Here is a 22,486-nt window from a genome sequence, read left to right on the forward strand (position 1 = left end):
TCAGTTTCCGTTCACCCGAATGCGGATGGCTTCGTGATAGGCGGTTGTGCCGCCATCGGTGGTCAAGAGGTCAACAATCCATTGGCCGGCGGGAACCGGGTGATTTGTCACGAAAACCCCATTGCCCTCCGGCGTCAGTGTGACGGTAAAGTCGAACTTGTCGCCGACCGGGTGACGAAATTCAGCCACGACCTTCTCACCTTTCAGCGGGCCTGTTTCGGGATGCGTGATCGTATAGCGGATGCCTTCGGCGCTCGCCTTCAAATCCGTCTTGATACCGGTTGCCGCCCAGGCGCGCGCCTCAGCCGCCTTGCCGTTGAACTCCTGGCTGGCGACATAGGTGTTTTCGACCACAAGGCCAGTCCAGCTCGACACGGCGAAATAGGCCATTGTGAAATTCACAGCGATCACCACCCCGAAGAAGCTCACCATGATGGCCAGCATATGCCAACCTGTGAAGGTGGATTCGCGCTTTGTTTCTGTCATGGTCGCCATGTTACTTCCTCTCCGGCGCATTGAATACGGCTTCATAGACATCTTTTTCACCGCTGGACTTATCTTCAACCGAAAGGTTGAACGGGATCGCGGTATCCGTGATGCTGGCCTGATCCATGGTGATATAGACCTTCAAAGTGGTTGCCTTGTCGGGCGCGGCATCAATCGCAAATGTCCGGCCTTCTGGTTGTTGTATCTCGTTGATCTTCATTGTCGCACCGGGCAAATCCTCCAGAGTCAGGAAGACAACGCGCTCTTCTGGTATCATGTTCAGAACACGAACCGTGTAGCCGTTGCGGATCGAACCATCCGATTCCATCACATATTGCGGATTGCGGTCGTGGATCACGTTCAGTTCGAGGCGATCACGCGAAAGCAGCGCAACGACAAGTCCAATACCCACCAGCGACCACACGGCGAGATAAAGCAGCGAGCGCGGGCGGAAAATGATGCGCCAGTCGAAATGCTTGACCTTGTCGTGGAAATGTCCGTCTGCGTCGCGCACCAGATTGGGGTTGATTTCATGGGTCCCGTTGCCGGTCGCAAGCGCCATGTTCGACTGGTAGTCGGCAAGCGTTGCGTAAGAAATCAGTCCCCGGTCGCGGCCCAGCTTGTCCATAACGCCATCGCAGGCATCAATGCACAGGGCGCAGGTAATGCATTCCAGCTGCTGGCCGTCGCGGATATCGATCCCCATGGGACAGACAACGACACAGGCGTTGCAGTCAACACAATCGCCGGCAAGCTGGCCAGAGGCGGCTGCCTTCTTGGTGCCGCGTGTGCGCGGTTCGCCGCGCCAGTCGTTATAGGTCACGACAAGCGAGCTTTCATCCAGCATCGCGCCCTGGATGCGCGGCCATGGGCACATATAGGTGCAGACCTGCTCGCGCATAAGGCCACCGAAAATGTAGGTGGTGGCTGTCAGAACACCGACCGTCATATAGGCAACGGGAGCTGCCTGCAGGGTCCAGAAGTCGATCAAAAGCTGCGGCGCGTCGGCAAAGTAGAAAATCCAGGCGCCACCGGTTGAAACCGCAATGGCCAGCCAGATGGCGTGTTTCGAAACACGCTTCCAGATTTTATCGAACGTCCAGGGCCCCTTGTCGAGCTTCATGCGGGCGTTGCGGTCGCCTTCGATGAAACGTTCAACTACCAGGAACAGGTCAACCCACACCGTCTGCGGACAGGTGTAACCGCACCATGCACGCCCAACGGCGGATGTGATCAGGAACAGCCCGAATCCTGCCATGACCAGCAAGCCGGCCACAAAGAAAAACTCCTGCGGCCAGATTTCGATAAAGAAAAAATAGAAGCGGCGGTGGGCGAGATCGACAAGCACGGCCTGATCCGGTGCAAAGGGGCCACGATCCCAGCGAATCCAGGGCGTGATATAATAGATGCCGAGGGTCACCAGCATCACAATCCATTTGAACTGGCGGAAGCGGCCTTCTGCCCGCTTGGGGAAAATCTTCTTGCGCGCTTCATAAAGTGGTTTGCGCACCTTTGCAGAGTTCACCGGCTCGGCGTCGTGACGCACAACCTCTTCCGATTTTGCCCTGTTTTCGTTCTCAGCATTGTAGATATTCATAAAAGCACCTTTTGCGCCCTGCCCCGCACCATGATTCCGACCAGAATCGACACGCATTCCGCGGGAATTCTTGCAATGCTTTTCGCATCTGGGCCGCAATCCAACCTTGACTTAAGTCAAGTCAGGACAATCTGCCGCATACAAATAGTTTTATTTATATGTGTTTCAATCCAAACAAAAAAGCCACGCCGTTTGGGCGTGGCAAGGGGCATGATTAAATCATGCTGGAGAGAAGAGTAGGCCCGCGTCATCTGCAGGCCAGCCTGTGAAAAACCATGCGGCAATCACCGGCGATGGATGTACTATCCACCAGCCTTAATCCCGCCTCATTGATTCAGATCAAACACCTGATTTATTTCCGGTTTTCCATCCGGCTTGAGCGCCAAACGAAAACCGCCCGCCTGAGACAGGCGGGCGGCATTTTCTCAAGATTGGTTCAGGTAAGGCTTATTCGCCACCACCCAGCGAATGGACGTAGACGGCAAGTTCCTTGACCGTTGCTTCGCCCAGGCGTCCGGCCCAAGCGGGCATGACACCATGTTTCGGCTGGGTGATCTGTGCCACGATCTGCGGCTCGGTCGAAGCCTTCAGCGTGATCGCATCAGACAGGTTCGGTGCACCGAAGTCACGTCCACCTTCTGCGTTTTCGCCATGGCAGGCCGCACAGTTGTCGGCAAACACCGTCTTGCCCGGTTCTACAAGAGACGGATCGGCAGGTGTGCCACCACTCAGGCTGTAGACATAGGCTGCGGCCTGCTTGATTTCCTCAGGCTGCAGAATGTCGCCGAATGCCGGCATTTCCGAGATGCGGGTATCGTCGTCCGATGTATCGCGGATGCCGTGGGCGATGGTGGTATAGATGGCTTCAACGTCGCCACCCCACAGCCAATCGTCATCGTTGAGGTTCGGGTAGCCGACCCCACCTTGAGCACCCGAACCATGGCAGGGCGTGCAGTTCACCTTGAAGGCAGCTGCACCACCGGCCAGAGCAAACTGGGTCAATTCCGGATCAGCAGCGATTTCCGTCACGTCCGTGGCGGCGATCTTGTCCAGATAGACCTTCTGCGAGGCTTTTGCGGCAGCGACTTCTTCGGTCAGCTCTGCACGACTGCTCCAGCCCCAGATGCCTGCGGTGGCGCTGTTCAGCAAGGGCCAGGCCGGGTAGACAATCGTGTAGCCGATGGCCCACACAATGGTCAGATAGAAGGTGTAAACCCACCATCTGGGCAGCGGATTGTTCAGTTCCTTGATACCGTCCCAGGAATGGCCTGTGGTCTCAACGCCACTGAGTTCGTCAACATGTTTTTCCGACATCTCTTAGTCCTCCTTCAGAGGGATAGATGCGGCCTCTTCGGCCTGTTTCTTGGAGCCGGGGCGTATCGCGAAAAGGATGACGCCTACGAAGAAGAGAGCCATAAAGAGAAGCCCCCAACTGTCGGCAAATTGGCGCATTGCGGTGTAAGTTTCCATGTCTCACACCTCCTTAGCGATAGCCCGAGGCATCGTCGTAGGTCGAGAAATCAACCAGCGTGCCGAGCATCTGGAGATAGGCCACAAGCGCATCCATCTCGGTCAGTTTCGTCGGGTCGCCATCGAAATTCGAGACCTTCGCCTTCGGGTAACGCGCCAGCAGACCGTCCGTGTCCGCATCCGGATTTGCCTGTGCGACCAGGTCAGCCTCGGCATTTTCCAGAGCCTCGTCGGAGTAAGGAACTCCGACCATCTGGTTTGCCTTGAGATGACCCGCCACATTGGCCATTTCCAGCGGCGTGTCTTTGAGGAAGGAATAGCTGGGCATGACCGATTCGGGCACCACATCACGCGGCTCGATCAGGTGTTGAACATGCCACTCGTCGGAGTAGCGTCCACCCACGCGGGCCAGATCCGGCCCGGTGCGCTTTGAACCCCACTGGAACGGGTGATCGAACATCGATTCCGCTGCCAGAGAGTAGTGACCGTAACGCTCCACTTCGTCGCGGAACGGGCGGATCATCTGGCTGTGACAGACATAGCAGCCCTCGCGGACGTAGATGTCACGGCCAGCCAGCTCGAGCGGTGAATAGGGACGCATCCCCTCCACCTTCTCGATCGTGTTCTCCAGGTAGAAGAGCGGCGCGATTTCAACGATACCGCCAATTGTGACCACCAGAAGTGAGCCAACCAGGAGAAGGGTCGCGTTCTTTTCAAGAACTTCGTGTTTTGACATTAAAGACATTGGTCCAACTCCTTATTCGGCAGGCTGCATGGCAGGTTCTGCACCCGGGATCGGCGCTTCGTTGCGTTCGTGGCCCATGATCGTCATGAAGACGTTGTAAGCCATGATGATAGCGCCTGTGAGGTACATGAGACCACCGACTGCGCGCAGGATGTAGTAAGGCTTCATCGCTGCAACGGATTCGGCAAACGAGTAAACCAGGAAGCCCTGCTCGTCATATTCGCGCCACATCAGACCCTGCTGGATACCGGCAACCCACATGACAGCGGCGTAGACGACGATGCCGAGTGTTGCGAGCCAGAAGTGCCAGTTAACCAGACGCAGCGAGTACAGACGGGTGCGGCCCCACAGCTTCGGTGCAAGGTAATAGACCATGCCGAAGGAGATCATGCCGACCCAGCCGAGCGCACCAGAGTGCACGTGACCGATGGTCCAGTCTGTGTAGTGGCTGAGCGAGTTCACCGCCTTGATCGACATCATCGGACCTTCGAAGGTCGACATGCCGTAGAAGGCAATCGCCATGACCATCATGCGGATGATCGGATCGGTACGGATCTTGTCCCAGGCGCCCGAGAGCGTCATCAGACCGTTGATCATGCCGCCCCATGAAGGCATCCACAACATGATCGAGAAAACCATGCCCAGTGTCTGTGCCCAGTCAGGCAGAGCGGTGTAGTGCAGATGGTGCGGACCGGCCCAGATGTACAGGAAGATCAGCGCCCAGAAGTGCACGATTGAAAGGCGATAGGAATAGACCGGACGGTTGGCCTGCTTGGGAACGAAGTAATACATCATTCCTAGGAAGCCGGCTGTCAGGAAGAAGCCCACAGCATTGTGGCCATACCACCATTGGGTCAGAGCGTCCTGCACCCCTGCGAAAGCCGAGTAGCTCTTCACACCGAGGAACGACACCGGCACGGCCAGATTGTTCACCAGGTGCAGCATGGCAATGGTGACAATGAAGGACAGGTAGAACCAGTTGGCCACATAGATGTGACTTTCCTTGCGGGTCATGATCGTTCCGAGGAACACCACGAGATAGGCAACCCAGACAATGGTCAGCCAGATATCGACATACCATTCCGGCTCGGCATACTCACGGCCCTGGGTAATGCCCAGAAGATAGCCGGTTGCAGCCAGTACGATGAAGAGCTGGTAACCCCAGAAAACGAACCATGCGAGATCGCCGCCGAAGAGACGAACACGCGATGTTCTCTGAACCACGTAGAGCGAGCTGGCAATCAACGCGTTACCGCCGAATGCGAAGATCACGGCTGATGTGTGCAGCGGGCGCATACGGCCGAAGTTGAACCACGGTTCAATGTTCAGATCCGGAAATGCGAGCTGCAGAGCGACCACAACGCCGACCAGAAAGCCGACGACACCCCAAAACGTGGTCGCGATAACACCGTATTTTACCACGGTGTCCATATAGGCGGATTTGTCGGTTGCGGCAGGCGCAAACGAAATCCGCCGCAACATGAGAACCGTGCTGATCAACAGCACAGCGAATAGAACCCACATGTGGGCCTGGAACAGGCTATCTTGTGCGAAAGCCGCTCCGAGTAGCGCGAGAAAGGCAAAAGCTGCCAGCGCCACAGTTTCAAATACATAAGTCATTGTTGGTTTCCCCCAACGTCCTGGCTGATCATCCCCGGAATGCGCGCAAGGAATCATCCCTGCCCGCCTTCCGCGGCTTGCTGAGACTTCGCATTTGAAGGGTGCCCCTACCTTGACTTAGATCAAGGCAGAGCATGGGGAATTTCGTGCATAAAGACACCAAGCTGGAGGACCAGCTCTTGCAAAACGAACTGGGAAGAAATCGGCATGCCCCATACCTCTGCAGTCATGACAAGCGGGGAAAGCAAAGCCCCCGTGACAATGGATGCTTCCAAGCTGCGTTGGCTGACCCAAGGCCATATCGAACAGCTTTCGCTTTGCGACACCCTTGAAAAGATCGCCGACAGCCTGCCGGACGACGTTGATAAAGCCCAATGTCTTGCTGTGGAAAAATCCCTCCCCTCGCTGATCAAACGCATCCATGAGTTTGAGGAAAACACCCTCTTTCCCTGGCTTGAGGCGCAGCTTCCGGATCGGGAGGATTTGCGCGAAACACTCAACCGGCTCAAATTCGAGCACGTGGAGGATGAATGTTTCGCCGAGGAGCTTCTCGACCTCTTGCACAAGATGGCAGTCGGCGGCAAGCCTGCCAATGCAGAAGCAGCAGGCTATATGTTGCGTGGCTTCTTCGAGAGCGTCAGACGGCACATTGCCTTTGAGCGCGAGCACCTGATGGGTTTGGTCACCAGGCTTTCGGGCGACTACGACGCGTGACCGAAACGAATTCAAGGAAGCGCCGTGCGATTAACCCGCGCGGCGCTTTTTTGTTGTCTTCACGCTGCCCGTTTCAGCGGCTCAAGCTTGGAATCAGTACGTGAATTCGATCCAGGTGACGGTGTCCTTGGTGTCGACCGTGCTCAAGGCTGCGATGCGTTCGCCGTTGAATTCCGCCTTCACGCTTTCCTGCTTGTTGGCATCAACGGGTATCGTCACCTTCCACACATGCGGCACAGGTGTGTCGCTCGGTATATCCGGCATTGGGTTGCCGTTGACCAGCGCCTTGTCGTCGGGTCCGATATATCCGCGTGGACGCATGATATTTACCGCCGACCCCTCTCCAAGCGCCGGATAAAGCCGCAAATTCAGATATTTGAACGACCGCGGAAAGGCCGAGCGGAAAATGCGCGTCAACGGATAGCCGTCTGCCTGAATAACAAACTCGTAAGACTGGCTCGCCTTGGCTTGGAAATCGCCCCAGACGCCATCTGCACCAACCGTCTTTTCATAGACGGGAGCGGCAAGACGCGCGCCCGTTGCAGCGTCTGTGGCGTAGACGGTTAGCCGCGCACCATTCAGCGGCATATTCGTCGGCGCGCCGTTTTCAAATCCGGTGATCTTGCCGGTCAGAACGATATCGCCCTCTTTGACAATATCCAGTGTCTCCGGCTCCTCGCCGGTGACCGCCTTGTACATGATCTCAAACGCCTGCGGCGAGTAGGCCGTTTCGCGGTGGTCGACACCTTCGAGAATATGGTTGTCAGCGCCTTCCAGTTCCTGCGATTCGTAGGTAACGCCGGTCGGTTGGCCCGGATTGCCGATGAAGCGGGCGTCCGGCTGGGTATAAAGGTCGAACTTGTCGGAGCGGATGAGCGTCACCGGAATGTCGGCTGGTACCTCGGGCGTGGCATTCAACGCCTTCAGGAATTTGCCTGCGCCGTTATATTCCGAGCCTTCTGCAAAGCCGGGCGCAACGAAGACACCATGATGCACGCAGCCGGTCAGCACCATCTTGGCGACCTTTTCAGCGCCGCCGAAATTTTTCACGTAATTGCGTGAGGTCTGGCAGCCGCGCGAATTGGCGATCAGAATCACTTTCTTTGCACCGGTGGCTGCAAGCGCCTCATCGACCTCAGCAGCAACGGCCTTTGCGGCATCTTCCGGTGAGGAACGATTGTCTTCGGCAACACTGACATCGGCGCGCGCCTGGGGATGGGGAATGTCTACGGCGAACAGATGGTCTGCGGGATAATCGTTGCTTTCAAAGCGCCAGATCGGCGCAATCCAGAGGGCCGCCGTGTCGCTGTCGCCATGCACGAACACGATCGGCAGTTCATCTGCTGCAGCAGCCATATTAAACGTCGTTCCCAAAACCAGGCCCACTGCTGCAAGCCGCATCCATATTTTCCGCATTCTTTTTCCTCCCATTCGCCGAAACTTTAAGAAGTAAAATTTCGCTTGTCGAAGGTTTTGTTTACATTCCTGGTTGTGCCGTAGGCACAATACCTTGCCTAACGTCATGCACCGCGCTCGATGATCTCCTTGAGGATGAGCTTCCAGCTTTCCTTGTCGACTGCCGCAATCAGGCCGCCATCCGTATCGGTCGGCAGATAAGGCGAGCCGTCGAATTTGGCCGCATATCCGCCTGCTTCCTGATGGATCAGAACGCCCGCCAGGTGGTCCCAGGGCATCAGCTTGTTGTAGATGGTGAATTGGGTGACGCCAGCGGACAAAACACGATATTCATGGGCCGCGCAGCGGTAATTGAAAAAGCTGCGGGCGCGCGCCAGATTGCTCAGCACCTGTGCACGCTGATTGCCGAACAGGAAGCCGATGGAGGCCGTGCCGACCATTTGCTCGAGCGGCAGCGGCTCTGCCACTGCCAGCCTGCTTCTTGACCCGTCAGGGGTTATGCGAAACGCGCCAGCGCCCTTTTCGGCAACGAACCAGTCATCGCCCACCGGATCATAAATGATGCCCGCAACCGTCTCGCCGTTGCGGACCATCGAGAGCATCACGCCGAAGAGCGGCACACCGGCGGCGAAATTGTAGGTTCCATCCACCGGATCGACGATAATGGCGGTCTCCGCGTCCTTCAGTCGGCCAAGAAGGGCCGCATCGGCTGCAACGGATTCTTCACCGATGAAAAGCGCGCCCGGCACGATGTCACCGATTTCACCGCGCATGAACCGTTCGGCGGATTCGTCTGCCTCGGTCACAAGGTCACTCGCCTCGGATTTGGCACGGACCTGCCCCTCGCCCAGATTGCGGAAGCGCGGCATGATTTCGGCTTTTGCCGCCCGCCGTAAGAGATCACACAGGGCTTCTAGCGGCACGGCAGATGTCATTTTCCATCATTCCTTTGGTTCAAGACTTGCGAAATCAAAAAGCTTTTTATCGAGCATATGCGACGGGTTGATGTTTGCCATGGCGCGCAGCATCACGTCCTTGCGGCCCGGCATCTTCGCTTCCATATCGGCCAGCATTGCCTTCATCGCGTTGCGCTGCAAGCCATCCTGCGAGCCGCACAAATCACACGGGATGATGGGAAACTGCATGGCGCCGGCAAATTTTGCGAGGTCATCTTCGGCGCAGAGTGCGAGCGGCCGGAGCACCATCAGATCGCCCTCATCATTGAGAAGCTTCGGCGGCATGGTGGCCATCTTGCCGCCGTGGAAGAGGTTCATGAAAAAGGTTTCCAGAATATCCTCACGGTGGTGGCCCAGCACCAGCGCGTCACATCCTTCTTCACGGGCAATCCGGTAGAGATTGCCGCGTCTCAGCCGCGAACAGAGCGAGCAGTAAGTCGCCCCTTCCGGCATCTTCTCCTTCACGATCGAATAGGTATCCTCATATTCGATCCGGTATTCGATCCCGAGCGAGGCCAGATAATCGGGCAGAATGTGTTTGGGAAAATTCGGCTGCCCCTGATCGAGGTTGCAGGCAACCAGATCAACCGGCAGCAGGCCGCGCCATTTCAGCTCCATCAGCAGGGCCAAAAGGCCGTAGGAGTCCTTGCCGCCGGACAGCGCCACCAACCAGCGTTTCTGGCCGTTCAGCATGCCATAGTCGTCCAGCGCCTGGCGTGTATTGCGCAAAAGACGCTTTCTCAGCTTGTTGAAATTGTTGCTGTCGGGTGCGTGGCGAAAGAGGGCCGCCATGGATGGGTCGCCTGCAAAGCCGCCATCGTTTTCATCAATTTGCGGATTTTCCATCAGCATATTTGCGCCCCTTGGTCTGCGTGCAGGCCATAGCGCATCTTGCGCTGCAAACAAAACGAAAAAAGCCGCCCCGAGGGCGGCTTTTCCAAAATCCGAAATCGGACCTCGAATTAACGTGAGTAAAACTCGACGACGAGGTTCGGTTCCATGACGACCGGGTACGGTACGTCAGAGAGCGACGGAACGCGGACGAAGGTTGCGCTCATCTTGTTGTGGTCGGCGTCGATATAGTCCGGAACATCGCGCTCTGCGAGCTGCGAAGCTTCCAAAACGATGACGAGCTGCTTGGACTTTTCGCGAACTTCAATCACGTCGCCGGCCTTGCAGCGGTAAGACGGGATGTTGACCTTCACGCCGTTCACGCTCACGTGGCCGTGGTTGATGAATTGGCGGGCGGCGAACACGGTCGAAACGAACTTGGCGCGGTAAACGATCGCATCAAGACGGCTTTCCAGCAGGCCGATCAGGTTTTCACCCGTGTCGCCCTTGCGGCGGTTGGCTTCTTCGAAGATCGCGCGGAACTGCTTTTCGCGGATTTCGCCGTAGTAGCCTTTGAGCTTCTGCTTGGCGCGGAGCTGAACACCGAAGTCGGAAAGCTTGCCCTTGCGGCGCTGACCGTGCTGACCCGGACCATATTCGCGGCGGTTGACCGGAGACTTCGGACGACCCCAGATGTTTTCGCCCATGCGGCGGTCGATTTTATACTTGGATGCGTTGCGCTTGCTCATCGCATTTCCTTTCTTATAACAAGTTTTTATGCCGGTTTGTTGCCAAACCAGTTGAAGGAAACACGCCCTCCTCTGAACCCCGTTTTGGAGGTCCTGACAGGCTGCTTGCGAATCTGCGCTCGAAGCGGCCACGGGACATGTCATTAAAAACACCGGAAACACTGGGCCTCCGGCGTTGGCGCGGTCTTTAGGGGCAACGGGGCGGAAAGTCAAGCATCGCACACGAAAATGCGCGCATCATGGGCTTCGGCTCAATCATAATCCCCGTTGAGCACACCGATGAATCGGTCCAGCGCGTCATGAGCCGCCTCTTCGGCATCAAAACCTTCCGGCAGCTCGTCGTCCTTATAGACCATGAATCCGACGGGCGAGAGCTTTTCATGTTCACATGCGCCGAGCTTGTCCGGCTCGATTTCTGCAGCCCTAAAAATCATGGTTATACAGGCTTCGCTCGTGTCTTCTTGCGGATAGAAGATGAAATAAAACTGGGCGTAGCCCCCTGGCCGTCCAAAATAGCAGGGCCCGACAAAGAAATTGCCCGCTTTGCCTGCCGACATCGAGCCATGGGCACCGCCGCATTGATAAAGCGCATCGCTGACGGTGAAGTCGGACAGTTTTGTGTAGGTCTTTTCTTCTCCGCTGCGGCTCTTGCTCCCCATGTTAAGCTTCGGAATGCGCAGGTTTGATCCCGAGTCAAAGCCGGAGATCGAGAAAACCTGTTCATTCACCAGTGCAATCTGCAGCCTGATACCGTGGCCATCCTCATAGCGTATGTGGCGCAGCGGTGCGCCCTCCCTCTGCCTGTAGATGGAGATCGGCGGGCCGAGCACAGCCTCGTAGGCCACAGGCGGCGTGTTCAGTCCTGCCCTGTCGAGAAGCTCGTTCACGGCCTCAATCTTCGAGCCGGGCTCTTTGGCCAGCAAGGTCGCGGGACATGCAAACGCATACAGACACGCAGCCAGTACACACTTGAGCAGATTGGAATTCATTTCGCCTCCATTGGATCATTCAAGCCGGTATCACACTGCTGGCATATTGCTTTCGCCAAAACCCTTGTGCACCTTAGCGCGACATTTTCAAAGGTCCCGGGGAAAGAGATTTTGATGAACACGGAAAACACAATCGCCGCGCCCGCCGATGCTGCCGAACGGCAGGCTGCCAAGCCGGTCATCTGCTACCCGGTTTCGCAATTGCCACAGCCGAATATGGGTCTGCTTGAACAGGCGCGGCAAACGCTTGCCAAGATTGATGAGGTGATCGTGCCGCCGCGTGAGGCTTCGACCTTTTCAGTGCCAGAAGGCCATTTCGCACGGATCGTCAGCATTGATGGTCCGCAAGTCGGCGACCTCAATCTCTGGAACGCCAAAGACCTGAGCGAACGTTTCTTCAGCGGCAAGACACGCCAGCTTCATGCCACCCATGTCACCACCGGCCATCGCTTATGGAGTTCCATGCCTTCTCTGCGTCCCATGGCGACCATTACGCACGACACGCTCGGCTGGTACGGGTTTGATGCGGATGGCGGCAGCGTTCATGATGTGATCGGTACGCGTTGCGATCCTTATACAAACCGACTTCTGAGCGGCGACGATTATCATCACTGCTGCCATTCCAATCTCTGCAATGCATTGGCGGTCGCCAAGGGGTTCGGTTTCGCGGAAGCGGAGAAATATGTGCACGACGTTCTGAACGTCTTCATGTGCACCGGTTTCACCAAGGACACGCATCAATATTTCATGAAGGCAAGCCCGGTTCGTCCCGGTGACTATCTCGAATTTTTCGCCGAAATCGATCTTCTAGGAGCCCTGTCGGCTTGCCCCGGTGGCGATTGCAGTTCATCCCATTCCAGCGATGCTGCTGCCTGTTACCCGCTCAAGGTCGAAATCTTCAGGCCCGATATGGCGCTGCTCGGCGATTGGCCGTGGCCGAAAGAAAGCGCCTACCAGCCACCGCGCTGAGCGACTTTCAGGCGTTTCAAAGTCGCGCGGTTTCGGAAGACGGTTTGTCCACCTGCTTCAACCAGGTTTCGAGCTTTGCACTCCAGCCGAAACTTGGCGCACCCGGTCTGCTCATGCCAAAGCCGTGTCCGCCAGCGGGAAGTTCCACCAGTTCAGCCGGCACCTTGGCCGCGTCGCAATATTTCTTCATGATGCGACTGTGATGCACATCTACTGACGGATCATCGTCGGCGTGCACGAGCAAAAACGGCGGTGCCTGATGATCGACATAGGTTTCGACAGACCATTTCATCATCTGCTCGGCACTTGGTGAAGGGTCAAGCATCTGTTTGAACGTTGAGCTTCGCTGATAGGGCGGCTTGAGCGTGATGACCGGATAGATGAGTGCTGCCCAATCGGGCTTGGCGGAGAGCTTGTCGATTTCGTCGACACTTGCATAGGAGCGGAACCCGGAGCGAAGGGCTGTCAGGCCTGCCAGATGTCCGCCCGCCGAAAAGCCGAGCACGCCAAGGCGTTCTGACTTGATGCCGAAGCGAGAGGCCATGGAGCGTATCACGCGGATCGCGCGCTGGGCGTCCTGCAGCGATACAATCACACCATCGTCCCAGCCTTCGCGCGGCAGGCGGTAGGTCAAGACGAATGCGGCATAGCCTCGCTCGTTCAGCCATTTGGCGGCGGCGTAGCCCTCGTCTCTGCGCGAAATCGCCTTGTAACCGCCGCCCGGCATGACCAATACGCCGGCACCATTGGGCTTTTCCGGCAGAAACGCGCGGATATCGGGATTGGCGACATTCTTGACAAAACCGCGAGCGGTTTCGGTTGCCGCACCCTTCGGGCCGCCACGCCACTGATGGCTATGCCACAGAGGCACCACCTCCATGCCGCCGGTTCCACCTGCAAATGAAGAGAATGGCAGAGCAAGTGCCAAGAGCATGCTTGCCGCAAAGAGAAACTGCCGCCACAGTTGCATCAGGGCCCCCATTTGCGCTGCACTCCTTTGATGGAGCGGCGCTGGAAATGCGTAAATCCGAAACAGTTCACAAATCACCTGCCAGGCCACAGCAAAGCCCAACGCAGTATGCACGCCGATTATTGGAATAACCTGTGCCTGATTGAGACCAAAACGCCATAGAATTCGTGCGTCAGGATACGATCGACAGACAATTTCCTCTAAGGCGTGACACGTTTACATGATTTTTGTCATCTAATCGTCTTGAAGAGAGTCCGAGACCACCGGCTGTTTGCGTTCGCCGACCGTTGTCGCCTGCAGCAAGTTTGTTGGACAACATCTAGATGCATTGCTATGCCTATGGTCGTTTTCCAGGCAACCGCGCCACGTTTCCAGACCAATCAAAATCCGGGTATTTTCATGACCGACACCGTCCTTTCCCGCTTCCTCCGTTACGTTCAGATCGACACCCAATCCGACCCCACGTCTTCGGCGCAGCCATCCACGGAAAAGCAGAAAGACCTCGGGCGCGTTCTTGTTGAAGAACTCCTCGCCATGGGCTTGACGGATGCGCATTTGGACGAGCACGGCAATGTTTATGCAACGCTGCCCGCCAACACGGACAAGGATGTGCCGGTCATCTGCTTCTGCTCGCATATGGACACTGCGCCTGATTTTTCCGGTACCGGCGTCAAACCGCAGGTGGTGAAGAACTATCAGGGCGGTGACATCCGATTGCCGGGCGATAGCAATCAGGTCATCCGCGTTGAAAGTCAGGTGGAACTGAAGAACCAGATCGGCCACGATATCGTCACAACGGACGGCACCACCCTGCTTGGTGCTGATGACAAGGCCGGCATTGCGGAAATCATGTCTGCCGCGCAGTTCTTTCTCGACAATCCGGATGTGAAACACGGCACGATGAAGCTGCTTTTCACCACGGACGAGGAAATCGGGCGCGGCGCCGACAAGGTGAATTTCGAAAAACTCGGCGCGCGCTTTGCCTATACAATGGATGGCGGCACAGCTGGCGGCATCGAAAACGAGACCTTTTCTGCCGACGCCGTCGATATTGCGATCACCGGCGTTGCCATGCATCCGGGCTATTCCAAGGACAAGATGGAAAATGCCATCAAGATTGCAGGCGACATTATCGCCCGCCTGCCGCGCCGCGTTTCGCCTGAACGCACCAGCGGCAAAGAGGGCTTCATTCACCCGACAGACCTGAGCGGCGCGATGGAAAAAGCCCATATCGGCCTCATCATCCGCGATTTCAACGATCAGGGTCTGACGGAAAAAGAAGATCTGGTTCGCAACATCGTGCAGTCGGTGATGGCGGATTATCCGGGCTCTACCTACACCTTCTCCGTTCGCGAGCAGTACCGCAACATGAAGGCGGTCCTCGATCAGAACCCGGAGATCGTCGATTATGCCGTTGAAGCCGTGCGGCGCGCGGGCATGGAGCCCCGGCTTGGCAGTATTCGCGGCGGCACAGACGGTTCGCGCCTCTCCTATATGGGCCTGCCCTGCCCCAACATCTTCACCGGCGGCCATGCCTATCACTCGCCACTCGAATGGATCAGCGTTCAGGACATGGAAAAGGCAGTCAAGACGATCGTGGAACTGATGAAGATCTGGGAGGAAAAGGCAGCCTGATTTCGAACCGGGTGTTGAAAACCTGCGGCATGTTGTCGTGAAAAAGGCCAGCGCCGCAAAAGGGCCATGAAACTTGATCATGGGCGACAGGAAATTGCGGCCTTGCCTTGACGCTTAAAGGCCGCTTAAAACAAAAAGCCGACCAAACTATCGGGACAGATCATGATATTGCGCATTTTTGCCAAGGCCGCCGGCGCGGCCCTCGGTGCCACCATTTTGCTTGCCGCCTCGCTTGCCCACGCCAATACGGCCCATGTGATCGTCGATACGACATCGGGACAGATACTGGAATCTGAAAATGCCGATGCGCTGGTCTATCCGGCCTCGCTCACCAAGATGATGACGCTTTATCTGACCTTCGAGGCGCTGCATAAGGGCGCGCTTTCCTGGGATAGCAAGATCGTTCTGTCCGAAAATGCCGAAAGCAAGGACCCTTACAAATTTGCCATCGGTGCGGGCCGCACCATCACGGTCAAGGAGGCCGTTCTCGGCATGATCGTGATTTCCGCCAATGATGCGGCTGTCGCCATGGGTGAACATCTGGCCGGTTCGGAGGCGTCCTTTGGCAAGTTGATGACCGAGCGTGCGCATCAACTGGGCATGCGTGACACGGTCTTCACCAATCCCGCCGGTCTACCCGACCCCAACCAGGTGACCACTGCTGTCGATATGGCCAAACTCGGCATAGCGCTCAAGCGTGACTATCCGGAAGAGTTCAAGCTGTTCTCGGAGAAATACATGACCTTCCGCGGCATGAAGCTGCGCGGTCACAACGGCCTGTTGAAGCGTTATCCGGGCGTCGACGGGATCAAGACCGGCTACACGGAAGCCTCAGGCTACAATCTCGTCACCTCGGCCAGGAACGGCGGCAAGGAAGTCGTTGCCGTGGTCATGGGCGGCAAGACAGCCGCTGAGCGCGACAAGGAGATGGCCGGCCTTCTCGACAAATACCTCGGCAAGCCCCACTCGGCACAGGTGGCAGACAAGTAGACGAGACCCCCTCCATGTCGCCAGCGCTTGCCGCCTATGCTGCTTTATTTGCTGCCATTGTTCTCGAGGTTTTCGGGATGTTCCTGCTCAAGCAATCGGAACAGTTTACGCGTGCGCTGCCGACCATTCTCTGTCTCGCGCTTTTCATCGGCTCAATCTACTTTTTGACGCTTTCCCTGAAAACCATGCCGGTGGGTATTGCCTATGCGATCTGGAGTGCGGCCTGCGTCGTCATTGTCGCGTTGATCGGCTGGATATTCTACAACGAAACGCTGGATGCCGGCGCCATCATCGGCCTTGGGCTGATCGTATCAGGCATCACGGTCGTCAACCTGTTTTCCAGCAGCGGCTCACACTGAGAAACTTGTTCTTGTAGAATTGTTCTGGCGCAAGATTTTCGGGTGCGCTATGGCTGGGTTCGTGCGCCGGACAATGTGCGCAAAAATCTCTCCAGGCCTTTCAGGATCTTCCATGCCGCAGCCCATCATGACCTACGCCGTGCTTCTGGCCGCAATCGTCTTTGAAGTCGTCGGCACATCGCTGTTGAAAAATACCGAGCAGTTCACCCGGCTTTGGCCCACCGTGTTTTGCCTGATCTGCTATGCTGTGGCGATCTATCTCTTGTCCGTGTCGGTGCGCACCATTCCGGTCGGCATCGCCTATGCGATCTGGAGCGGCTTCGGGATCGTGCTGGTTTCGGCCATCGGCTGGTTTGCCTTCCGCCAGCATCTTGATCTGGCTGCGGTCATCGGGCTTGGCTTCATTATCGTCGGCATTTTGATCGTCAACCTGTTTTCCAACAGTATAACGCATTGATATCTATTCCGCCGCCAGCACCTCGTCGGCGGCGTCTGGATTGCCGGGAGCCGTCTCCGCGTCCAGATCGGGGAAAGCGGCAATGCGTTTGCCTGAAAAATCCGTATGCAGCACGATCAGCCCCTGCTCTTCAAAATAGCTCAGAAGCCGGCGGGCGCGGCGCGCCGAATGTGTTCCGTAAACGCGCGCAATCGCGGCATCCGGCGGGCATGGCTCGCCCAAGAGGGCGGCCTTTGCCATCAACAGGAAAACGCCCTGCAGATCGTCGGTCACGCGGCCAGACAGTTCCAGCACCTTGCCCCATGCTTCGCTCTGGGCCGTTTCTTCATCCACGCCGGAACGGCTGATGGCCGCGCGGCGGCGAAAGTCGGAAAGCGACATCGGGTTACCGGCAATGCGGCGCATACGCGCGCGCACCAGAAAATCCTGATAGAGTTCTGCGTCGGAGCGGAAACCGGCGTCCGGATTGCTCAGGATTTCATCCAGAACCGCGTTCAGCCGTTCTTCCCGCTCAGCCGGGTCAAGCGCTGCCGCCGCCGGTCGCTCAGGCACTGTCTCCAGAGCGGCGGCGGGTGCCGCGCGTGACAGTTCAGCCAGGATATCGGTGGACGGTCGCGGCTGTGGCGCGGGCCGGCGTTTAGGCGGATCGCGAAGCTCGTCGGCGCTGGGCGTGAAGATCAGATCCTCGACATCCACATCCGGCTTGGCATCCGGCAGCGGCATCAGTTTCGGGCTCGAGGAACGCGCCGATGTTTCCACCGGGCCGATATTGACCGAAACCGGGCGGCGCGAGAGCGCTGGTCCCAGCGCCACGAATGCGCCGCGTTGCAGGTCGCGGAACATTTCGGCCTGACGCCGCTCCATGCCGAGAAGGTCTGCGGCGCGCGCCATATCGATATCGAGAAACGTGCGGCCCATCAGGAAGTTGGAGGCCTCCGCGGCCACGTTCTTGGCCAGTTTGGCGAGCCGCTGCGTGGCGATGACGCCGGCCAATCCGCGTTTGCGGCCGCGGCACATGAGGTTTGTCATGGCGCCCAGCGACAGTTTGCGTGCGTCGTCCGGCACATCGCCGCCAACGGCAGGGGCAAACATCTGCGCCTCGTCCACCACGATCAGAGCCGGATACCAATAATCGCGGTCAGCATCGAACAGGCCATTGAGAAACCAGCCCGCCGCCCGCATCTGGTTTTCCACGTCCAGCCCTTCCAGGGTCAAGACACAGGATACGCGGTGCTGACGGATACGGTTGGCAATTCCGACGAGCTCGCCCTCGGTGCGCTCGCCGTCAACGACAATATGGCCGTATTTCTCGGCCAGCGTCACGAAGTCGCCCTCGGGGTCAATGATCACCTGCTGAACCCATTCGGCGCTCTGCTCGAGAAGCCGGCGCAACAGGTGCGACTTTCCCGATCCGGAATTGCCCTGCACCAACAGGCGTGTTGCGAGCAATTCTTCCAGATCGAGCCCCATTGAGGAGCCGCTGGCCATTCCCATGTCGATACGCGCCGTCACGTCCCGCCTTTTCTTCACTGATGATGTGCTGCTTCTTGATTCCCGGAAAAGGAATGCCGGACTTTTAGCACATCAAATGCCAAGGCCAGACCGTTTGCGCCAAAACCCACAGAAACAATCCTGCCCGCCTCATTGATGGCTCTTTACCATAAGACAAAACCACCCTTGCAATTCGAGACAGCACAATGGACTGTAATACCTATGGAAACAGAACCCGCCACGGACATGGAACGCGAACACTCGACAATCATATTGGTGCGCCACGCCCATGCGGCATGGCCGGAACCTGGCGAGAACGATCTTGACCGCAAGCTTGATGCGCGCGGTCAGGCAGAGGCGGTCGAAATGGCCGAACGCATCACCGAATTGGGCATCATGCCAGAACGGGTGCTTTGTTCGCCTGCGGCACGCTGTCGGGATACGCTGGTCGAGCTGGAAAAGCGCTGGACGGGCAAGCCAGATGTCATCTTCGATGGCGACCTTTACGATGGCGGTCTGCCGATTTATGCGGACATCGTAACCTCGCACGAACAGGGCGGGCCACTCATGATCATCGGCCACAATCCCATGATCGAAGATATATTTGCCTTCATGGTGCATGGCCAGGAGCAGGACTTCCTCGGTTACACCACGGGAGCCATTGCCATTTTGCATCGCGAAGCCGGCTCGGGGCGCGACAGCAAATGGCATCTCGACCATTTCTATCAGCCGACCTCCGCCCTTTAAAAGCCGCCCTCTCCCGCATATATGGATTTCACGAGACATTTTCGGGTGATGGGATTTGGCATCTTTTCTGACGACGATTGGCGATGAAGCAGCGCTTGCGCTGCATAATCTTACAGACCGCGCACGCGATATCACCGATCCCACCATTCGCCTCGGCGTGACCGGCCTTTCTCGTTCGGGAAAGACGGTCTTCATCACCGCTCTCGTCCACGCTCTTTTAAACCGCAGCCGCCTGCCGCTTTTCGAAGCCATGCAATCGGGGCGCATATCGTCGGTCCATCTCGACCCGCAGCCGGATGATGCTGTGCCGCGTTTTCAATATGAAGACCACGCTGTCGACATGATCGAAAAGCGCATCTGGCCTCAATCGACCCGCGCGATTTCCGAACTGAGGCTCACAATCCATTTTGAAAGCGCCAGCGGCTGGAGCCGTGTGTTCCGTCCGGGCAAGCTTTCGCTTGATATCGTCGATTATCCCGGCGAGTGGCTGCTCGACCTGCCGCTTTTGCAGCAGGATTTTACCGCGTTTTCGCGGCAGGCAGACACATTGTCGAAGAACGCCGCCCGTGCTCCGCTGGCCGCGCAATGGCGTGAGCTTGCCGACAAGCTTGATCCGTCAGCGCCTGCCGACGAAAGTGCCGTTCGCGAAATCGCAGCCGCCTTTGCGGATTATCTGAGGGCCTGCCGGGCGGATGAACATGCGCTATCCATGTTGCCGCCGGGACGTTTTCTTATGCCGGGGGATCTTGAAGGTTCGCCTGCACTCACATTTGCGCCACTCACCCGTCTTGCAGAGGGCACACCGCCCAAAGGTTCTCTCCAGGCAATGATGGAGCGGCGTTTCGAAGCGTACAAAAATGTGGTCGTAAGACCCTTCTTTCGCAATCACTTCGCCCGGCTCGACCGGCAGATCGTCATCGTCGATACGTTGAGTGCGGTCAACCGCGGGCCGGAAGCCATCAATGATCTGGAGGCAGCGCTTGTCGAAATCCTCTCCACATTCCGCATCGGAGAGAATGATTTCCTGTCCTCCCTCTTCACCCGCCACATCGACAAGGTTCTGATTGCCGCGGCCAAGGCCGATCACCTGCACCACGAAAGCCATGACCGGCTGGAGGCCATCACACGCCGCATCGTGCAGCGTGCGCTTTCCCGCATCGGCTCGACCGGTGCCGGCATCGATGTGCTTGCCATGGCATCCGTGCGCGCAACAAAGGAAGCGCGGGTGCGCAGCAACGGCCATGACCTGCCGGTGATTACCGGCACCCCCATTGCCGGCGAAACCATCAATGGCGAGACATTCGACGGCAAGAAGACCACCGCCGTCTTTCCGGGTGACTTGCCGGAAAAACCGGGGCTGTTGTTCTCTCATGTGGCCGATCATGGTGAGGATGATAAGCCTGCGATCAACATTGTGCGCTTCCGTCCGCCCGAACCGGAAACCGGCAAGGCCGCGCTTGAGGTCAGCCTGCCGCATATCCGCCTCGACCGGGCGCTACAGTTTCTCATCGGAGATGAATTGGCATGACGGAGAAAAAAAGCGAACATCGCCGGCCCGCCGCTTTTGCGCTGGATGATGCGCCGAAAGCCTCGCCGTCGCGTCCACCGCAGACCTTTGAGGGCACGTTGGACATTGTTCATGAAACGGAAGACCCGTTTGCCGAACCGGACAAGGCCACATCGCTGCCAGACGTGCCGCCGCCGCCAAAACGCTTTCCCCTCTTCAAGATTGCCGGTACCGCGCTTGGCGTGGTGTTGTCCTTTGCCTTTGGTCTTTGGGCCGACCAGCTGATCCGCAATCTCTTCAGCCGGTCCGACTGGCTCGGCTATACCGCTGCGGTGGCACTCGGCGTGCTCGTGGTAGCCGTCATCGGTATCGTGGCGCGCGAAGTCTGGGGGCTGGCCAGCCTTCGCAACGTCGAACAGCTGCGCACCCGCCTTGCGGACATCTCTCCAACGACCGGCGAAAAAGAGGCGAAAGCTGCCGTCAAGGCGCTTTGTGATCATCTCGCGTCAACACCACAGACGGCGGGCGGGCGCGCCGTCATTGACGATTCCATGGATGACCTCATGGATAGCGCCGGTCTGGTGCGGCTGGCCGAGATGGAACTGATGAAACCGCTCGACCGGGAAGCGCGGCGGCTCATTTCCAATGCGGCGCGGCGTGTATCAGTGGTCACCGCCATCAGCCCGCGCGCACTCACCGATATTGGCTATGTGCTTTTTGAAGCGGCCCGGCTCGTCAGGGCCTTGTCTGCGCTTTACGGCGGGCGGCCCGGCTTCTTCGGCCTGATCCGACTGTTGCGCGCCGTGGTCGCCCATCTCGCCGTGACCGGAACGATCGCGCTTGGCGACAGTCTTGTTCAGCAGGTCCTTGGCCATGGGCTCGCCTCGAAAATTTCAGCCCGACTCGGCGAAGGTGTTGCCAATGGCCTGATGACCGCGCGCGTCGGTGTTGCCGCCATGGAGCTGGCCCGCCCAATGGAGTTTGTGGCAGAAAAGCGGCCAAAAGTGACCGATTTTCTGACCGCGATTCGCATCTCGGAAAAAAGCAGCTGAAAACCCTGCACATTAGAAAAAACTCACGAAGTCTTCCCCCTATCGCAAGCTCTTGAATCGGTGTAGTTTTCAAGCGCGTCGCCAGAAGCATTGCGACGTCGTCCAGGGTATCGGCCACTTGACCGGCAACGGACCATTAACCAATATCATTCATCTTTTGTGGCAGTATCCAGTTGCCGCATGTTGAGGGTTGCCACCGTGTCCAGCATATCCAGAATTTCCACCGCGTTTGCCGCGTTTTCCATGGCAGCCTTGGCCTCCGTTTCGTCAGCAGAAGCAGGCGATAACGTCTTTTTCTCCAAGGCAGGCGGAAACTGGAAAGGGCCTGGCGAAATTGTTGCCGGCAAATACAAGGGCACGAAGTTCAATTGTGACCTCAAGGGTGAGCCCAACCCTGCCGGGCAGGCCGGTCTCGTTCTGGACGGCACATGCCGCGTCGGCATTTTCAACCAGCCGATGAAGGCGACCATCGCGCGCGCTGGCAATACCTACAAGGGTACGTTCCTGGACGGCGCAGACGGCAAGGGGCTCGACATCATCTCCGGTAACGTGAGCGGCAACAAGGTGATTGTCGGTCTCAACCGCAAGAACCTGACCGGCGCGATGATTGCCCGAATGAAGGGTGCCGACATCTTGAATGTCACGATCTCGATCAAGGTGGAGGACACCTATGTCCCCGTTATCGGCATGACCCTGAACCGCAATCTGGAAGACGTTGCCGCTGCCAACCAGTAGG

23 protein-coding genes are annotated in these 22,486 nt (G+C 57.5%); 10 read left to right on the top strand and 13 right to left on the bottom strand.

All coding sequences use genetic code 11. The features are described 5' to 3' along the window. The 6 genes from NHF56_RS08125 to ccoN form a co-directional block, all read right to left on the bottom strand. On the bottom strand, positions 1–486 hold the full coding sequence (locus tag NHF56_RS08125) for a FixH family protein (RefSeq protein WP_373456290.1): 486 nt from the start codon (positions 484–486) through the stop codon (positions 1–3). A gap of 10 nt (positions 487–496) precedes the next feature. Continuing rightward, complete coding sequence (gene ccoG / locus NHF56_RS08130; protein WP_252803231.1) at positions 497–2,083, bottom strand: cytochrome c oxidase accessory protein CcoG; 1,587 nt, start codon at positions 2,081–2,083, stop codon at positions 497–499. Positions 2,084–2,530: 447 nt separating this feature from the next. Beyond that, positions 2,531–3,397 carry a cytochrome-c oxidase, cbb3-type subunit III gene (ccoP, locus tag NHF56_RS08135; RefSeq protein ID WP_252803233.1) on the bottom strand — a complete coding sequence of 289 codons (867 nt, stop codon included), beginning with the start codon at positions 3,395–3,397 and terminating at the stop codon, positions 2,531–2,533. A gap of 3 nt (positions 3,398–3,400) precedes the next feature. Then, a complete protein-coding gene (locus NHF56_RS08140) occupies positions 3,401–3,553 on the bottom strand; it encodes a cbb3-type cytochrome c oxidase subunit 3 (protein ID WP_252803234.1) in 153 nt (50 codons plus the stop codon). A gap of 13 nt (positions 3,554–3,566) precedes the next feature. Next, positions 3,567–4,298 (bottom strand): cytochrome-c oxidase, cbb3-type subunit II, encoded by a 732-nt coding sequence (gene ccoO / locus NHF56_RS08145; RefSeq protein WP_252803236.1) that lies wholly within the window; start codon positions 4,296–4,298, stop codon positions 3,567–3,569. A gap of 12 nt (positions 4,299–4,310) precedes the next feature. Next, complete coding sequence (gene ccoN, locus NHF56_RS08150; protein WP_252803237.1) at positions 4,311–5,918, bottom strand: cytochrome-c oxidase, cbb3-type subunit I; 1,608 nt, start codon at positions 5,916–5,918, stop codon at positions 4,311–4,313. A gap of 207 nt (positions 5,919–6,125) precedes the next feature. On the opposite strand from ccoN, the gene NHF56_RS08155 reads away from it, so the two are divergent. Continuing rightward, the gene (locus tag NHF56_RS08155) at positions 6,126–6,632 is read left to right on the top strand and encodes a hemerythrin domain-containing protein (protein WP_252803238.1); all 507 of its coding nucleotides are present in this window, start codon (positions 6,126–6,128) and stop codon (positions 6,630–6,632) included. Positions 6,633–6,725: 93 nt separating this feature from the next. Here the strand turns inward: NHF56_RS08155 and NHF56_RS08160 are convergent, their stop codons facing one another. The 5 genes from NHF56_RS08160 to NHF56_RS08180 form a co-directional block, all read right to left on the bottom strand. Further along, positions 6,726–8,048 (bottom strand): alpha/beta fold hydrolase, encoded by a 1,323-nt coding sequence (locus NHF56_RS08160; protein WP_252803240.1) that lies wholly within the window; start codon positions 8,046–8,048, stop codon positions 6,726–6,728. A 104-nt stretch (positions 8,049–8,152) separates the two neighbouring features. After that, positions 8,153–8,983, bottom strand: a complete 831-nt coding sequence (locus tag NHF56_RS08165) for an inositol monophosphatase (protein WP_252803242.1) — start codon at positions 8,981–8,983, stop codon at positions 8,153–8,155. A 6-nt stretch (positions 8,984–8,989) separates the two neighbouring features. Next, positions 8,990–9,850, bottom strand: a complete 861-nt coding sequence (gene ttcA / locus NHF56_RS08170; protein WP_252804928.1) for a tRNA 2-thiocytidine(32) synthetase TtcA — start codon at positions 9,848–9,850, stop codon at positions 8,990–8,992. A gap of 116 nt (positions 9,851–9,966) precedes the next feature. After that, positions 9,967–10,584 (bottom strand): 30S ribosomal protein S4, encoded by a 618-nt coding sequence (gene rpsD / locus NHF56_RS08175; RefSeq protein WP_252803243.1) that lies wholly within the window; start codon positions 10,582–10,584, stop codon positions 9,967–9,969. A 251-nt stretch (positions 10,585–10,835) separates the two neighbouring features. After that, positions 10,836–11,573: a hypothetical protein gene (locus NHF56_RS08180; RefSeq protein ID WP_252803244.1), complete on the bottom strand. Its 738-nt coding sequence runs from the start codon at positions 11,571–11,573 to the stop codon at positions 10,836–10,838. A gap of 114 nt (positions 11,574–11,687) precedes the next feature. On the opposite strand from NHF56_RS08180, the gene NHF56_RS08185 reads away from it, so the two are divergent. Next, positions 11,688–12,542 carry a DUF1989 domain-containing protein gene (locus NHF56_RS08185; protein ID WP_252803245.1) on the top strand — a complete coding sequence of 285 codons (855 nt, stop codon included), beginning with the start codon at positions 11,688–11,690 and terminating at the stop codon, positions 12,540–12,542. 16 nt (positions 12,543–12,558) lie between these two features. Here the strand turns inward: NHF56_RS08185 and NHF56_RS08190 are convergent, their stop codons facing one another. Further along, positions 12,559–13,524, bottom strand: a complete 966-nt coding sequence (locus tag NHF56_RS08190) for an alpha/beta hydrolase (RefSeq protein WP_252803246.1) — start codon at positions 13,522–13,524, stop codon at positions 12,559–12,561. 387 nt (positions 13,525–13,911) lie between these two features. On the opposite strand from NHF56_RS08190, the gene pepT reads away from it, so the two are divergent. From pepT to NHF56_RS08210, 4 genes are all read left to right on the top strand, one after another. Then, on the top strand, positions 13,912–15,147 hold the full coding sequence (gene pepT / locus NHF56_RS08195; RefSeq protein WP_252803247.1) for a peptidase T: 1,236 nt from the start codon (positions 13,912–13,914) through the stop codon (positions 15,145–15,147). Between the two features lie 165 nt (positions 15,148–15,312). Next, on the top strand, positions 15,313–16,137 hold the full coding sequence (locus tag NHF56_RS08200) for a D-alanyl-D-alanine carboxypeptidase family protein (protein ID WP_373456291.1): 825 nt from the start codon (positions 15,313–15,315) through the stop codon (positions 16,135–16,137). A 14-nt stretch (positions 16,138–16,151) separates the two neighbouring features. Continuing rightward, on the top strand, positions 16,152–16,496 hold the full coding sequence (locus NHF56_RS08205; RefSeq protein WP_252803250.1) for a multidrug efflux SMR transporter: 345 nt from the start codon (positions 16,152–16,154) through the stop codon (positions 16,494–16,496). Positions 16,497–16,623: 127 nt separating this feature from the next. After that, a complete protein-coding gene (locus NHF56_RS08210; RefSeq protein ID WP_252804930.1) occupies positions 16,624–16,953 on the top strand; it encodes an SMR family transporter in 330 nt (109 codons plus the stop codon). A 3-nt stretch (positions 16,954–16,956) separates the two neighbouring features. Here the strand turns inward: NHF56_RS08210 and NHF56_RS08215 are convergent, their stop codons facing one another. Beyond that, positions 16,957–18,465 (bottom strand): helicase HerA domain-containing protein, encoded by a 1,509-nt coding sequence (locus tag NHF56_RS08215; protein ID WP_252804932.1) that lies wholly within the window; start codon positions 18,463–18,465, stop codon positions 16,957–16,959. Between the two features lie 201 nt (positions 18,466–18,666). Here NHF56_RS08215 and NHF56_RS08220 point away from each other — a divergent pair, with 201 nt between their 5' ends. The 4 genes from NHF56_RS08220 to NHF56_RS08235 all read left to right on the top strand — a co-directional run bounded on the left by NHF56_RS08220 (position 18,667) and on the right by NHF56_RS08235 (position 22,485). Beyond that, a complete protein-coding gene (locus NHF56_RS08220) occupies positions 18,667–19,191 on the top strand; it encodes a histidine phosphatase family protein (RefSeq protein ID WP_252803251.1) in 525 nt (174 codons plus the stop codon). A gap of 55 nt (positions 19,192–19,246) precedes the next feature. Then, the gene (locus tag NHF56_RS08225) at positions 19,247–20,719 is read left to right on the top strand and encodes a YcjX family protein (protein WP_252803252.1); all 1,473 of its coding nucleotides are present in this window, start codon (positions 19,247–19,249) and stop codon (positions 20,717–20,719) included. Further along, positions 20,716–21,750, top strand: coding sequence for a YcjF family protein (locus NHF56_RS08230; protein WP_252803254.1), 1,035 nt, complete (start codon positions 20,716–20,718; stop codon positions 21,748–21,750). Before NHF56_RS08225 ends, NHF56_RS08230 begins: the two co-directional genes overlap by 4 nt. 243 nt (positions 21,751–21,993) lie before the next feature. Continuing rightward, positions 21,994–22,485: a hypothetical protein gene (locus tag NHF56_RS08235; RefSeq protein WP_252803256.1), complete on the top strand. Its 492-nt coding sequence runs from the start codon at positions 21,994–21,996 to the stop codon at positions 22,483–22,485. Position 22,486: the final 1 nt, after the last annotated feature.

The sequence above is a fragment of the Rhizobium sp. L1K21 genome (assembly GCF_024055895.1).
In the GTDB taxonomy this organism is placed as follows: domain Bacteria; phylum Pseudomonadota; class Alphaproteobacteria; order Rhizobiales; family Rhizobiaceae; genus Ensifer_A.